At 63.8% G+C, this 14,685-nt stretch carries 14 protein-coding genes and 1 pseudogene; 9 read left to right on the forward strand and 6 right to left on the reverse strand.

Annotated features, from left to right (window positions below; translation table 11 throughout):
• The first annotated feature begins 184 nt into the window (after window positions 1-184).
• From C1A30_RS26100 to C1A30_RS26110, 3 genes are all read left to right on the forward strand, one after another.
• Complete coding sequence (locus C1A30_RS26100) at window positions 185-772, forward strand: carboxymuconolactone decarboxylase family protein (RefSeq protein WP_235010207.1); 588 nt, start codon at window positions 185-187, stop codon at window positions 770-772.
• Window positions 773-1,059: 287 nt separating this feature from the next.
• Complete coding sequence (locus tag C1A30_RS26105) at window positions 1,060-1,776, forward strand: haloacid dehalogenase type II (protein WP_101951200.1); 717 nt, start codon at window positions 1,060-1,062, stop codon at window positions 1,774-1,776.
• Between the two features lie 178 nt (window positions 1,777-1,954).
• On the forward strand, window positions 1,955-2,929 hold the full coding sequence (locus tag C1A30_RS26110) for a zinc-binding dehydrogenase (protein WP_200828541.1): 975 nt from the start codon (window positions 1,955-1,957) through the stop codon (window positions 2,927-2,929).
• A gap of 457 nt (window positions 2,930-3,386) precedes the next feature.
• On the opposite strand, the gene C1A30_RS26115 is transcribed toward C1A30_RS26110, so the two are convergent.
• Entirely contained in the window at window positions 3,387-4,259 is an 873-nt protein-coding gene (locus C1A30_RS26115) for an alpha/beta fold hydrolase (RefSeq protein ID WP_101951201.1), read from the reverse strand.
• Between the two features lie 264 nt (window positions 4,260-4,523).
• Here C1A30_RS26115 and C1A30_RS26120 point away from each other — a divergent pair, with 264 nt between their 5' ends.
• Entirely contained in the window at window positions 4,524-5,240 is a 717-nt protein-coding gene (locus C1A30_RS26120) for an SDR family oxidoreductase (RefSeq protein WP_101951202.1), read from the forward strand.
• Window positions 5,241-5,431: 191 nt separating this feature from the next.
• Here C1A30_RS26120 and C1A30_RS26125 read toward each other — a convergent pair whose 3' ends face one another.
• Window positions 5,432-5,812: a cupin domain-containing protein gene (locus tag C1A30_RS26125; protein WP_101952891.1), complete on the reverse strand. Its 381-nt coding sequence runs from the start codon at window positions 5,810-5,812 to the stop codon at window positions 5,432-5,434.
• 711 nt (window positions 5,813-6,523) lie between these two features.
• Between C1A30_RS26125 and C1A30_RS26130 the strand changes: the two genes are divergently transcribed.
• On the forward strand, window positions 6,524-7,465 hold the full coding sequence (locus tag C1A30_RS26130; protein WP_101952892.1) for an LLM class F420-dependent oxidoreductase: 942 nt from the start codon (window positions 6,524-6,526) through the stop codon (window positions 7,463-7,465).
• A 24-nt stretch (window positions 7,466-7,489) separates the two neighbouring features.
• Here the strand turns inward: C1A30_RS26130 and C1A30_RS36210 are convergent.
• From C1A30_RS36210 to C1A30_RS26145, 3 genes and pseudogenes are all read right to left on the reverse strand, one after another.
• Window positions 7,490-8,101 (reverse strand): annotated as a pseudogene (locus C1A30_RS36210) (NlpC/P60 family protein); the annotation flags it as partial.
• Between the two features lie 647 nt (window positions 8,102-8,748).
• On the reverse strand, window positions 8,749-10,116 hold the full coding sequence (locus C1A30_RS26140) for a TetR/AcrR family transcriptional regulator (protein ID WP_101951204.1): 1,368 nt from the start codon (window positions 10,114-10,116) through the stop codon (window positions 8,749-8,751).
• 456 nt (window positions 10,117-10,572) lie between these two features.
• On the reverse strand, window positions 10,573-11,388 hold the full coding sequence (locus C1A30_RS26145; protein ID WP_142392673.1) for a GNAT family N-acetyltransferase: 816 nt from the start codon (window positions 11,386-11,388) through the stop codon (window positions 10,573-10,575).
• A gap of 644 nt (window positions 11,389-12,032) precedes the next feature.
• On the opposite strand from C1A30_RS26145, the gene C1A30_RS26150 reads away from it, so the two are divergent.
• The 4 genes from C1A30_RS26150 (at window position 12,033) to C1A30_RS35855 (ending at window position 14,204) form a co-directional block, all read left to right on the forward strand.
• Complete coding sequence (locus C1A30_RS26150; protein WP_101951206.1) at window positions 12,033-12,287, forward strand: antitoxin; 255 nt, start codon at window positions 12,033-12,035, stop codon at window positions 12,285-12,287.
• A complete protein-coding gene (locus C1A30_RS26155; protein ID WP_101951207.1) occupies window positions 12,284-12,724 on the forward strand; it encodes a type II toxin-antitoxin system VapC family toxin in 441 nt (146 codons plus the stop codon). The genes C1A30_RS26150 and C1A30_RS26155 overlap by 4 nt, the downstream gene beginning before the upstream one ends.
• Window positions 12,725-12,788: 64 nt before the next feature.
• Entirely contained in the window at window positions 12,789-13,913 is a 1,125-nt protein-coding gene (locus C1A30_RS26160) for an FAD-dependent oxidoreductase (protein WP_101951208.1), read from the forward strand.
• A 123-nt stretch (window positions 13,914-14,036) separates the two neighbouring features.
• Window positions 14,037-14,204 (forward strand): hypothetical protein, encoded by a 168-nt coding sequence (locus C1A30_RS35855; protein ID WP_200828436.1) that lies wholly within the window; start codon window positions 14,037-14,039, stop codon window positions 14,202-14,204.
• 67 nt (window positions 14,205-14,271) lie between these two features.
• Here the strand turns inward: C1A30_RS35855 and C1A30_RS26165 are convergent, their stop codons facing one another.
• Window positions 14,272-14,460: a long chain fatty acid-CoA synthetase Faa4p gene (locus tag C1A30_RS26165; protein WP_101951209.1), complete on the reverse strand. Its 189-nt coding sequence runs from the start codon at window positions 14,458-14,460 to the stop codon at window positions 14,272-14,274.
• Window positions 14,461-14,685: the final 225 nt, after the last annotated feature.

Genomic DNA, 14,685 nt, shown 5'->3' on the forward strand with positions numbered 1-14,685 from the left:
AACGGCGCTCTCGTCGACGCAGTGGCGTTGGTGTGAAAAGCCTTGCCGCCGAGAGCTCACCCTTGAAGCGACCGGTGGGGTGGCCGGCATCGGGTACCAGGGCTGCGCGCCCCGATGCCGTCCGCGACCCAAGTTGCTAACGATATAGCGGGATTAAACCATTAGTTAGGGATTGTTACAGGCGGTGACGGGCAGTTCCCGCCCGCCCGACCATCTAGCACCGAAAGGCAACATGATGTCTCACTTCGCCCCCGTAGAACCCGACGCCGCCACGGGCACGACCGCAGAACTGTTTGTGCAAGTGAAGAAGTCGCTGGGCGCCGTTCCGAACATGGCCAAGGCGATGGTAAACAGCCCCACACTGGTCAAGAGTTGGCTCGCGCTGGCAGACGCTGTCGGCTCCGGGACTCTCGATCCCGCCGTCCGTGAGCGGCTGGCGATCGCCTCCGCACAACAGAACGGCTGCCAGTACTGCCTATCGGCACACACCTACATCGGCGCCAACGTGGCGAAGATCGAGCCGGCTGAACTCGATGCCGCCCGACGCAGCCAATCTGAAAACACGCACACCGCAGCGCTTCTCGAACTGGCGAGCACCATCGCCCAGAATGCCGGTGATGTCGACGACGCCGATATAAAAGCCGCCCGCGATGCCGGGGTGACCGAAGAGGAGATCGGTGAGCTGGTCGCCAACATCGCACTGAATGTCCTGACCAACTACTTCAACGTGCTGGCGCGCACCGAGAACGAGTGGCCGCTGGTAACGCTCTGAGGGAGCGAGCGGCCGCCGTTACCGGCCAGACTCCGGTACCGAAAGCAGAGCCGCCAGCGCGGTAACCCCTGGGCTGACCGCGCTGGCGGCTGCTTCACGCGGCACCCCGAACGGTCTGCGGGCGCCCCGGGGTCGGGGTGCACTCTGGCCCCGGCTGGCGATCCACCGCGATGCACGCCCGGGTGTAGACATTTTGGGGTGCGCAACCCATACTTGGTACTCGACACCTAGACTAGGCCACTACGCGCCGATGGTGCGCCGCAGCGTCACGGAGGAAAGAGCCCGCAATGAGCGCACATCCCGTCGGATCGCCCTCCGATGGCAGCGTCCGCACCCTGATCTTCGACGTCAACGAAACGCTGCTCGACATTGAGTCGCTCATACCGCACTTCGAGCGGGTCTTCGGTGACGGCGCATCGATGCGCACCTGGTTCGGCGAACTCGTGATGTATTCGATGACAATCACCCTGTCGGGGTACTATGTCGATTTCTTCAACCTGGGGCGGGCGGTGCTGCAGATGATGGCCACCATTCGCGGGACAGAGCTGCGCGACACCGACCTGCGCGCACTTGAGGACGCCATGCGAACGATGCCGGCCCACCCAGATGTCGCGCCCGCCCTCGAACGGCTGCGCGACGAGGGTTATCACCTTGTCACGCTGACCAATTCGCCACACCGGGACGCGCAACCCTCACCACTGGACAACTCGGGTCTGGGCACTTTCTTCGAACAGCAGTACACCGTCGACAGCACCCACCAATTCAAACCGTCGACGCTGCTCTACCGGCGCGTAGCCGCCGACCTCGGTGTGACACCGGCGCAGTGCATGATGGTGGCCGCCCACACCTGGGACGTCATCGGCGGCCTCGGCGCCGGGATGCGCAGCGCCCTGATCACCCGGCCCGGTAACGCGCCTCTGCTGGCACCTGGGCTGCCGCAGCCCGATCTCGTCAGCGCCGACCTTGGCGAGCTGGCGCAGCAGTTGGCCACGACGCGCCTGTGACAACCCCACCGCTGCGCGCGACATCCATGCCGCCGAACCCGATGCGCACGACGGCACCGACGCAATAACGAAAGGGAAAGCCATTTCTCAGACACCCCCGGCCGACCTCGCAAGCGCCGACGCCGACGCACGCCCGGCAGGCCCGACGATCGTCCGCGACCCCGACAGCGACGAAACCATGCGAGCCATCGTGCTCGACGGATTTGGCGGCTTGGACGCACTGGTGCACACCGAGATTCCCAAACCGACGCCCCGCGAGGGTGAAGTGGTCATCGCCGTGAAGGCGTTCGGAATCAATCACGCCGAGATGCACATGCGGCGAGGCGAATGGGCAGAGGCAGCAGAGGTCAGCGGCATCGAGTGCGTAGGAACCGTCGACTCATGCCCCGACGGCACGTTCCCGGTCGGCGCACCTGTGGCCGCGCTGATGGGCGGGCTCGGCCGCACCATCAACGGGAGCTACGCGCAGTACACCCGTGTCCGCACCGCCAACGTCGCGCACATCGCCGATGACTTGCCCTGGGCCCAACTGGCGGCCCTGCCTGAGACCTATGCGACGGCATGGACATGTCTGTTTCGCAGCTTGCAACTCGAGCAGGGCCAATTGCTACTGGTTCGGGGCGCCACGTCGTCGCTCGGCCAGGCGGCTGTCAAGCTCGCAGTCGCTGCCGGCGCCCGCGTGATCGGAACTTCGCGCAACCCAGACCATTTCGACTCACTCAAGGCGTTGGGCGTCAAGCGCGCCGAACTGGAGGGACCCGCACTGGCTGAACGCCTTCCCGAAGCCAAAGGGGTGGACGCGGTTCTCGACCTCGTCGGCAACAGCACCATCTTGGACTCCCTTGACTTGTTGCGTCGAGGAGGGCGCGCCTGCCTGGCCGGCTGGCTGGGCGGTTTGGCTCCGATCGCCGACTTCAACCCGCTGGCACGTATGGCCAGCGGTGTGTATCTGACATTTTTCGGAAGCTTCGTCTTCGGCACACCGGGTTTCCCGTTGTCAGATGTACCTCTTGTCGAGATCGCCGCCCAGGTCCGTGACGGCTCCCTTGACGCCAGTCCTGCGCACGTCTTCTCCTTCGACGAGATCAAGCGAGCCCACGAGCTGATGGAGAACGGGGAAGCCAACGGCAAGATGGTCGTGGTCCTCGACTGACTCCCGGCGATCGGGATTGCCGCGTCGGCGCATCGTCGTCGCGGACTGCAACAGCCGCCACCGCATCTCGTACTCGCGGCATCGCGCGTAGTGCCCTCGCGCGGGCAGATCACTGTGCGCTGAGTCTGACGCCAATCAACGTGGGTCGATACCGGTATGGCGGTTTGATTGCCAATGTCTATGATCGCTCCCGCGAATGTGAGACGGTCGCCGGGCTTGGTTCTCCGCTGAGGAAAATGTGTCGTCGGCGATCATGCGGTCGGGCGTCGCGTTCCCTTCGGCAGTCACTTCCGCCCATCGGCGCCATGCGCGGTGGTCATCTCGCATACCAAGGTACCTGCAGCGATACCTTGGTATGCGAGACCTAGTCCCGCTCGAACGCGGGACGCCTCGACGTGACGACGATGAGCGAGGGGGAGAACAGCCGTCAAGAGCGTCGAGGAGTCTTTGGGGTGCCTCAGCTCCTCTCCAGAGAGCTGGGCAGGAACTTCAGGATGAGTGTGGCCACCTCATCGAGCGCAGACTCGAGCAGGAAATGCCCCCCGTCGATCACATGAATCTCGGCATCGGGCAGGTCGGTGGCAAACGCGTGCGCGCCGGCCGGCCCGAAGATCTCGTCGCCACGACCCCAGACCGCGAGAAGCGGAACGCGGAACTGACGGAAGTACTCGTGCACTCTGGGATACAGCGGCGGATTGGTCGCGTAATCGGCGAACAGCGCCAATTGAATGGCGTCATTGCCCGGCCGTGACAGCAGCGCATAGTCGTGTATCCAGGCATCGGGGTCGACGACGGTCTCATCGGCAACCCCCGTGACGTATTGCCACCGGGTGGCCTCCAATGTCAGAAATGCTCGCACGGCCGCTTCGGTTTCCGGGGTCTGCTGCGCGTGGAAAGCCCAGATCGTCTTCCAGAAATCGTCGACAAATCCCGCTTCGTAGGCGTTGCCGTTCTGGCTGATGATCGCCGTGATCGCCCTCGGGTTGCCCAACGCCAGTCGCCAGCCGACCGGAGCGCCGTAGTCCTGCACATAGATCGCGTAGCGCACGATGCCCAGCGTTTGCAGAAGCCCCGCAGTGAGTTCTGTCAACGCGTCGAAGGTGTAGGTGAAGTGATCGACCGATGGCGCATCCGAAAGACCGAACCCCAGAAGGTCAGGTGCGATCACATGGTACTGGTCCGCCAAGGCCGGAATGAGATGACGGAACATGTGTGAGCTGCTAGGGAAGCCATGCAGCAGCACAACCGTCGGCGCGTCGGTTGCCCCGGCTTCGCGGTAGAACAGCCGCTGACCGTCAACAGTGACGAAGCGGTGATGGACCACGGTCATGCTCGGCTCCTTCGCTGGGTCAGGCGCTGTAGGGCGATGGAACCTGACGGTCCGTCAGCCCGACACGCAACTGGGTTGCTCCACCCATTATGTGCACATCGGGACCGCAATGCGCTAGGGGTATGACTATTTTTCAACCCGAATCGTGCCGAACACGGGTCCGCACGAGACGAACCTGCAGCGTATATTGGGTCCGACCTCCCAAACTTTTGTCGGATGCGACTGCGCCGCACTGTCCGGCGCGGAATATGGAAGCGAGCGAACATGACCGGCTCTCTGCGGCATCAGCGCGTGCTCGTCGTCGGAAGAAGTAGTGGCATTGCCCACGCAGTCGCGCTGTCGGCCCGCGCCCAAGGAGCCGACGTCGTCGTTGCCGGTCGGAACACGGACGCCTTGGCCGCAGCGTACGACGATCCCGGCATCACCGCAGAAGCAGTTGACCTCACCGACGACGCGTCGATCGCCGCGCTGGCGAAACGCCTGGGCAGTCTCGACCATGTGGTGACCACCGCCTCGGCGCGCGCACGAGGCGCACTCGCCGATCTGGAACGCAACGCTTTGCGCCTTTCCCTCGACACAAAGGTCCTCGGACCGGTGATGCTCGCCAAACACCTATCACCGCAGATGAATCCGGGCGGATCCGTCGTACTCTTCTCGGGCGTCAGCGCTTTCAAGGCGACCGCCGGCTTCCTCGGTGTCGCGATCACCAATGGCGCCGTGGATTACCTCACCCGCTCTCTTGCAGTCGAACTGGCCCCGATCCGGGTGAACGCCATCTCCCCCGGCGTCATCGACACCGGCGCCTGGGACGCAATGGGAGTCGACCGCAAAAAGGAATTCTTCGAGCAGGTCGGGGACACCAACCCCAGCGGGCGGATCGGCACCGTCGATGACATCGCGCACGCCGTGCTCTTCGCGATGACGAGCACCTTCATGACCGGCATGACACTGAAGATCGACGGCGGCGAACCGCTGGTGTAGGCAGCGATGTCGTTTCGCCGCGGCCTGTGTCACGGCGAATCCCGGGGGCCGTCGATAGGCCGGTTGTGCGACCGTGGAGCAGTCACACGGTGATGCCCCTGACCAACGGCGTCGAAGCTAAAAAACTGAGTTCGGCACCACCCGCACCGTACGGCCCCGCCGTGACGGAGATGGTGAAACGCCAGGTGCGGCTAACTGAAGTCACATCCGGGATTCGGCACGCTATCGGACGTCGGTGATCCCGCGGGATCGACATAGGTCACCTCGAGGACAACGGGCACCGGACCAAGGTTGCGCGCCATATGGACATGGTCAGACCCGGTTGGATCGGTGATCGGATCGCCGCTCTGGTACACACCGTCCTGTTGGCAGTCAGCTGAATAGTGGGTCAGCGTTCCCGCCTTAACCACACCGTAAATCACGCCCTGGTGGGTGTGCCAACCGGTGCTGCCTCCTGGCGCGAGGGTGATATCGGAGACGATGTAGTCCTTTCCGCCGACCGACTGTTTCGACAACACCACCGATGAGGCGCCCGAGGGCGGTGTTGCCTGCGCGATCGGGGCCCCCGCCATCGTGAACACAGCCGCTAGCCCCAATACTGTTGCCCGACGTCGCATCCCGGTCATGAGTGTCCCTTCGTTGTGGGCCTGGCTGATGCTGCCGGCCCTTGTGAATGCTCGGCTACGGTGTCAAAAATCCGGTAACCAGAAGTGCCCTAGCACAATACGGTTTACTGCACGACGACGCATTTTCAGTGCGCCCGACGGAGTCGGGTGATCGCGTCGAGCCGTCGCACTCGCGATAGCACTGCCGCCAGACGACCGCCGCGCGCCGAGCGTCGGCGCGGCGACGTCCTGCCCAGCGATGCGTCCCTCCTGCTGCGCGCGCCGGCTGCTGACCCAGCGGTGAGAGGTCGGCGCACGTCGCGATCGCCGCCGAGAGTTGGTCGAGTTGCCTGCGGGAGCGCCGCTCGACAAGCACCGCGACGTAGTCCGGTATTCGGCAGTAGGCGGGTCACGAGCCCGTCACTGGGATTGCGACATACCCCGATTGTCATCTCTAAGAGGTTGGCATTGCTTCGCTTTGGCCGTCAACACCAACGACGTTCCGGCGAATACCGATCATGCACGCGGTCGCGTAGGCAGCGCCGACCACCGCATTGCGGCCCTACACGGTTGCCCCACTCCGCACTGAGCGCCCGTGCACGGCCGCGTGATGTCGCCCATCCACGCAATGAATAGTGCTCGCTTGGATTCGTTTTCACGCCTGGCTACGGTCGCGTGGTGACGATCAGAATGGGTTTGCAGATTCCTAATTTCTCCTATGGCACCGGTGTCGAAAAGCTGTTCCCGTCGGTGATCGCCCAAGCGCAGGAGGCCGAAGCGGCCGGATTTGACGCCGTGTTGTTGATGGATCACTTTTACCAACTTCCGATGTTGGGCGCGTTGAGCGAGCCGATGCTCGAGGCCTACACCGCACTGGGCGCGCTGGCCAACGCTACCCAGAAGGTTCGACTGGGCACCCTGGTCACTGGCGTCACTTATCGCAATCCAGCGCTGCTGGCAAAGATCATCACCACTTTGGACGTCGTGAGTGCCGGCCGGGCCATCCTCGGCATCGGCGCCGGCTGGTTCGACGTCGAACACGACCAATACGGCTTCGAGTTCGGGACTTTCGGCGACCGGTTCGAACGGTTGGAAGAGGCACTGACCATCATCGCGCCGATGCTCCGCGGAGAACATGCCACCTTAAAAGGCAAGTGGTATCAGACGGATTCGGCGTTCACGGCGCCACGATTCCGTGGCGACGTCCCCATCATGCTGGGTGGCGGCGGCGAGAAGAAGACCTTCCGGCTGGCCGCCCGCTTCGCCGAACACCTCAGCATCTCGGCTCCGATCAGCCAGTTGCGCGCGAAGCTCGATGTGCTGGCCATGCGCTGTGAGGAGGTCGGCCGCGACCCGGCATCGCTGGAGACCAGCACGATGGTCGTGGTCCAGGTCGAGGAAGGCGCCAGCCCGCCCCCCGGCCTGGAAGACGTGGCCATCGTCGGCAGCCCGCAGCGCATCGCCGAACAACTGCAAACCAAAGTCTTCGGCGCCGGCATCAACTCGGTCATCATCAACCTTCCCGGGCACGGTCACACTCCCGGACTTATCACCGACGTCGGTCACGCGATCAGCGCAGTCCTGCCGGAAATCGAATCACCCCAGTGGACGCGGGCATAGGCAGTCGAGCTTGAGAGACAGATCTCAGTACTCGATGAAACGAGTGACGTACGGTGTCATTCCGGCGGTCCGCACCGCCGACACGTGGACATCGGAACCGGTGTAAGGAGCCTCGAGCATCATGCCCTGGCCCAGATACAAGGCCTCGTGCTGGCTGGCATTGGGGCCGTAGAAGATGACGTCGCCGCGGCGCATGAGCGCGACCGGTACTTTGCGGCCAGCGTTGTATTGGTCACCGGAATAGTGGGGCAGCTTGATTCCCACACCGGCGAAGGCGAAGAGAACGATTCCGGAGCAGTCGAATCCTACTGTCCCCGAACCGGAATCGATCCCTCGCGATGGCCCCGCGGCACTGCCGCCGCCCCACGAATAGGGCACTCCGATCTGTGACATCGCGCGGCGAATCACATACTCGGACGCTTGCTGTCCGTGCACCCTCGGTATCACACCGTTGGTGAGCCCGCCTTGTCGACCGGTGATACTGGCCGGCACCAGCCCCAGACTGGCCAGGAAGGATCTGCCCATATCGGCGGTCACGCTGGCCGACGTGGTCGCAACTCCCAGGATCGAGTTCACGATCGCAAGCGGATCCCGTGCGACGTTGGCACTCGGCACCATCGGCAACGTGGGGTCCCACTGTTGAGACCCGTCGGGGACACCCAACCGGTCCAACGCGAGACCGCCGGTGCGCGTGGTGAATCCCGCGGGTGTGACGATCCGCAGCGATGATTTTTGCTGTTGCGCGACGCGATCGGAGCGCAGCCGCGGTCTGATGAACGCGCCGTGCACGAGGCTGCGTTGGCCGCCGGACTGATCGCGGTCGACCTCGGTTATCGCTGTCTTGGCATGCCCGCGCGGATGCGATGCGGCATCCGCAGCCGCGACCAACTCGCGCTGGTAGTTGTCCTGCGGGGTCCTGGGTGTCCAGCTGTGCTGCACGCTAACCAGAGTGAGGAGCAGCAACGCGGTCGCTGCCCCGACGATGCCACGACTAAGGCTCCAGTCGCGCGGCAACGTTCGCCGACCGTGCCGCGCACGCAGCGCAGAACCGCGGCGCATGACTTGGCTCTGTCCACCGTTGCACGGCATGTCGCTCCTTTTCGTTTTCGGGTGTCCTCGTGGGTCAAACCCTCAATGTCTACTAATGGTAGAGGCGCAGGCAGAACATTAGCAGGCGGTAAGCCGCGGAGGAAGGGGCGAATTTTTCCAATGGTGATTACGTCGCGATCCAGCACGGCCCGTGACGGGGTAATCACCGGCGCACACGAAGAATGTGAAATCGCTCAGCGTGATCGCGCGTCGGGAGATGGGCGCCAGGTGTCGGCGATCGGCGCTCCCTCAGAACCGTTGCCACAGAAGGACGCGACATAATCCACGACGGCACCGATGAGGACTTGACATGGCCGCGGCGAACCGGTGATGTAGGTCAGCATCGTGGCACCTTGATGGGCGGCAACGAGACTTACGGCTAAATGCTCGATATCGGCGGCCGCCGCAAGCTCGCCGGTCCTGCTCATGGCCTGCAGACCGTCGCGGAAACGTCCCAGCAGGCGGTCATATGCTTCTGCCATATCGCCGATGAGCGTCGGCTCAGCTTCCAATAGCTCACTGACCAGTGAACCGAACGGACACCCGCCACGCACGTGCACCGGCCCGACATCGGCCAAGCACGCGACCGCCCAGGCCCGTAAAGCGGCTAGGCTTGCCAGCCCGCCGAATTGGGGCTGAGACAGAAAGGCATCGAAGTCATCTGCGCAGGCCATCAGCACCCTGCGGGTCAGCTCCGTCCTGCCGGTGAAGTAATGCGCCAGTTGAGAACCGCTGACTCCCACGGCACTTCGCACGTCGTGAAGACTCGTACCGCGCACCCCGTGGTCGAACATCAGCTCGGCCGCACCGGCAACGATGCGCCGACGCGTAGCCAGCCCTTTGTCTGTCAACCGGGCCTCCGCCCAAGCGGAATCCACTGACGGTGCAGGCCAGCGGTATCCGCGTGGCATTGGGCGCGGCGAGCGCTCGGCCACGTCGGCCGCGAACATCCGCAGGTGGTTGACGACGAAACGCAGCGCGCTGTGTAGCGGCCAGGCGTGGCGATAGGTGAAGCTCAGCAGACAGCCGCCCTGGTGTCCGCCGACGACGACGTTGGCCAGTAGATGCGGATCAGCCGTCGGCGTGAGCACACCGTCACGCTTCATGTGCTCGAATCGTGCCTCAAAGAAGGCGACCCAACGACGATAGCCGCTGGCCACCGCCTCCCGCGTGTCCGCGTCCGCCTTGGCCAACTGACCAGCCAGCCCGTGATAGGTCGGTCGGCCGCTGTAGCCGAACTTGCCGAGATGGCGAATATTGAGCGCGACCCAGTTCTCCCACTGCGTCCACGAGGTCAGCTCGCCCACGGCAGGGTCGCGATGTATCGCCATGATCAACTCGATCTGACGTTCGAGAACCGCGCGAACCAGCGACTGCTTGTCCGCAAAGTAATGGTTGATCTGAGATCCACTGACCCCGGCGGCCACTCGCACCCGATCGAGACTCAAGCCCTCAAGGCCATCGACGAGTATCACGTCGGCCGCACACTGCAAGATCCGCTGACGAGTCGCGTGTCCTCTGGCGGTGAGACCTCGTGTAGCAAAGGGCGGTTCGCCGATCATGAGACTGTAAACGATACTCCCCGAATACCAAACGGCCGAGTCGGACGCGGAACAGAACACGTCAGTTCATGGTGCGTTCGATCGACACAAGTAATGGGACAGAACACCCAAAAACGGTAAGCTAGACCGTTTGAACTTCTCCGGTCGCTGCAGACCGGTTCGCATGCGAAATCCCAGTCTCCCTATGCCGCAGCCACATCACACTTTGCCACATACCACCGGCCAGCACGCATATGTCGGAATCTGCGTTCCGTTAAGCCGGATCGTCGAACAATGTTGGGTGTGATGACCCAGAAATTGTCCGCGGCACAGCTCGGCGCGTCATCTCGATGCCGACCGGGCCTCGATGCGCTACGGCGTCGGACATGTCGGCCTCTACCTGAGTTGTTCAGCCGCAGTGACGTTATTCGCCCATGTCCGTCGCCGATGAACCCGAAGATTTTGACGTGTAACGCTTTAGGGCGTCCATGCCCAGTTGTGGCGCAGGTACATCGGTTGCAGACCCGAGCGCAACATGTTGTCGAGCGACGGGTTGGTCGCGCCGGGGGCGGGGCGGCCTGTTTCCGCAACAAGCCATCGACAGCCTGCGGACGCCGCCTCGCTGGCACGAACAGCGAGCATGGCCGACTGAGCGCCGCGGTTGCGATGACTAGGCAACGTCGCGTCCGCGTTGAATGAACCGACAGCACCATGGATGTACAGGTTCGCGGCGGCGACCATCGTGTCGTCGTCCCATGCAGCATATGGGCGGAAGTTTGGATGTTGCGCGCTCGCCACGAACATGTCCAACAGTTGCTCTTCGGGCATTTCGAATCCTTGCAGGGTCACCGACGCCCATTGAGCAGCATCACTGTCAGAGACCGGCGTCACCCTCAATTCACTTGTTCCCGGACGGAACTGATTCACGTCGCAGGCCAGCTTGAACCACGACGACCTCAACGTGAACCCATGGCGTGCACAGATCTCATCCCAGTCGGCGGGAATCGCGTGGGGCGCGATCTGGATGACGGCGCCGGAACTCTGTTCGCCACGATAGAAGTCAACGATCTCGTCGATCAATTCTGCCGATACCGGCTCAGTGATTCCAAAACCCAGAGCTTTGGACCAGTATTTGGTCACGTCATGACGCATCGACACCGCAACCCCGCCGCCGATTCTTGTGGTGGATATACCTAGTCGGGCCTTTGTCTCCGCTGACGCCATCGCGAGGTATTGATACATGAACTCGGCCTCGGCCTGCTCAGCGAGCATGCCGAGAGTCTCAATTGTCATCGTGAATCCTCACTTCCGTTGGGGCTCAACATGAGAAGGTCCTCTCCTGCCGCTACGGTCCGCCTGCGTTGCGTCATTCACATACAGGCTGCCTTGCATGATAAGCACCCGACTTCGCGAGTCACCCGCCGCCGGGCTCGAACGAAGATGTCAGCTAGATCGTCACCGCAGCCGACACGGTGATGATTGCGGACATGTGCGTAAACGACGGTCGTGATATCGAGACCGGATACGTCTAGCCGCAAGTCGTACAAGGCTTTTCGTACTCTGAGGAATATGAGAGGGGTTTCGCATCGATCAGGAGAATGAGTGTAACGATCGTTCGACGCCAGAACTGCCGGCTGCCCACTGCCGTCCGATCTAATTTCGCCGCTCACTTGTCGAACGCGTATCGCAGCGGCCGACGGGAGACGATCCCATGGCGTCGCGTTCACAGACCGCGGCGTCGGCTATCCGGCAGCACCTGTGTCAGCCGACGATCACACCGTCGCGCTCACGGGCGCACGCCGCAGATGGCGATGGCTTCGGACCATGCGCCGCCTGGACGCGAAACGACGTGCCGCCGCGACGGGCTGAGGGATCACATGGCCACGCCATGCCTGGTGACAGCAAGGCATCAGTTCAAATGATGCTATGCTTTCATCGTGCGGACCACGGTTACGCTCGATGACGACACCTTGGCCGTCGTCCGTCGGCGCATGCGTGAGCGGGGCGTCTCGTTTAAGGAGGCGCTCAACGGCGCCATCCGTGACGGGGCCCAAGGCCGCGCTTCCCCTGCAGCCTTCGTCACCCGTACCGCGGACCTCGGCGTGCCGTCGGTGAACCTCGACCGCGCGCTGCAACTCGCCGCCGAGCTGGAAGACGAGGAGCTGCTGCGCCGGCAGCGCCGTGGCGCTTGAAGATCGTCGACGCCAACGTGCTTCTTTATGCGGTGAATTCGGCTGCCGAGCACCATGACACCAGCAGGCGCTGGCTCGATCACGCCCTCTCGGGCGCCGATACCGTCGGCTTGGCATGGGTGCCGATGCTGGCTTTCGTACGGCTGACCACCAAGGTCGGACTGTTTCCCGCCCCGCTGCGCACGCAGGACGCGATGCGACAGGTCGACGACTGGTGCAGCGCCCCAGGGGCGGTCGTCGTCGGCCCGACCGCGCGCCACCCGGAGTTACTCAGCACCCTGCTCTCGCAAGTAGGAACCGGCGGCAATCTCGTCAACGATGCCCACCTGGCCGCCCTGGCGCTGGAACACAGAGCCGGAATCGTCAGTTACGACAGCGACTTCGGCCGCTTCGGTGGGGTGCGTTGGGATACCCCCGACGCGCTCCTAGACCGCTGACCAACAAATCTTCAAGAGGGGCATCCCGTAGCGGGTGCCCCTCTTTCTATGTCAGCGTGTCGGGATGGAAAAGCGTCGAGTGGTGATCGCCGGCCTTGGCGACAGCGGCGTTCTCACCGCAATCCGGTTGGCTCGACACGCCGATGTGGTCGGAATCTCGGCCAAACCGGCCTTGGTCAGCGGGCAGGAACTCGGCTGGCGACTGTCGCGGCCCCAGGAGTGGGCGCGCGCCAATTGGGTTGCGTTCGACAAGTTCCGCGGGCTCGACCGGGTCCGCACCGTGCACGGCACCCTGTCCGGACTCGACCTGGCGGCGCGCAAAGTCCTTGTGCGCCACGACGACGGGTCGACGTCCGCCGAGGCGTACGACGCGTTGGTCATTTCGACCGGGGTGAGCAACGGGTTCTGGCGCAGACCAGACTTCCAATCCGCCGACGAGATCGCGGCGGAACTTTGTGCCGCGCACGACCGGCTCGCCAAGGCCGAGTCGGTGATCGTGGTCGGCGGCGGAGCCGCCGCCATCAGCAGCGCCGTCAACGTCGCCAGGACGTGGCCCGGTAAGCGGGTCGACCTTTACTTCCCGAACGATCGAGCCCTCGTCGAGCACCACCCGCGCGCATGGGAACGCGTCCAGCGCAGGCTCGACGAGGCCGGCGTGCGGCTGCACCCGCGGCATCGCGCGGTGGTCCCCGACGGCTTCGCCTGCGACCGGATCACCAGCGATCCGGTGCAGTGGAGCACCGGGCAGTCGCAGTCGTCCGCCGACGCGGTGCTGTGGGCGATCGGACGGGTCCGGCCCAACACCGGCTGGCTGCCCACCGAACTGCTGGACGACGGCGGCTTCGTGCGGGTCACCCCACAGCTCCAGGTGCCGGGACACCCGGATGTGTTCGCGGTGGGCGACGTCGCCGCGACGGACCCGTTGCGCAGTTCGGCCCGAAACAGGGCCGATGGGCTGCTCGCGCACAACGTCCGCGCCTCATTCGTTGGCGGACCGATGCGCGATTACCGCCCGCCGAAGCGGCGGTGGGGTTCAGTCGTCGGCATCCAGCCCGACGGGCTCGAAGTGTTCGCCCCGAACGGCCGCGCGTTCACGTTCCCGGCGTGGTCGTTCGATCGGGTGCTGATGCCGCTCATCGTCCGCTGGGGCATTTATCGGGGTGTGCGGGAAAACCGGCCGCTGGCTTGAAACGGCTCGATTCCTGCCAACCGCCGATCAATTACTGCCATCGGAATTAAAGCCTTGACCTGTGTGTTTAAGCAGTCAGACCGGTTGAAAACAAAGAAGGCACACACAGAAGAGGGCACCACAATGAAGAAGTTCGGATTTGCCACAGTCATCGCCAGCGGACTGACCGCCGCGGTCCTCGGCTTCGCAGGAGCCGCCCAGGCGGACGTCGCTCACCACGAGTGGGTGCATGACATCCAGCAGAAGGCCACGGTCGGTTCGGTGACACCGAGCTTCGGCAACGGCCGCTGACCAAGACCCCCCCAAAAAAGCAAGAGGGGCGCCCCCACCGGGCGCCCCTCTTGTCATGTTCTGGGGCTCAATCGCGGACGATCACCGTGATGTAGCCGATCGGGATGCCGGTGTGTGCGGCGATGTACTTACGGGCGGCCACCTCGACGGCGACCCGGTGACTGGCACGAGTCACGCCGCCGATCTCGGGGATGCGGATGACCCAGCCGGTGACTTCGGGGCTGACCTCGATTTCGAAGCACTGACCTGCGGTCATTCCGGGGACCCTGCGAATGGAACGGCCACTGCGGAAGGGCTGTGCGGAAACGGTCCGTGAGGCGAACTGCGTGGGCATGCTCTCTCCTGGGCGACGGGGAACCGCGGGACAGCGTACTGCGAAAGGGCGCTCGCGCATAATCTGTGAGCGTCGGATGATCCGTCCGGGCCGACTCTGTATGGTCGGGGAGTTCACTGAAGAAGGGTCAGCGCGGCCGGGGTGACG

The sequence above is a fragment of the Mycobacterium sp. 3519A genome (genome assembly GCF_900240945.1).
In the GTDB taxonomy this organism is placed as follows: domain Bacteria; phylum Actinomycetota; class Actinomycetes; order Mycobacteriales; family Mycobacteriaceae; genus Mycobacterium.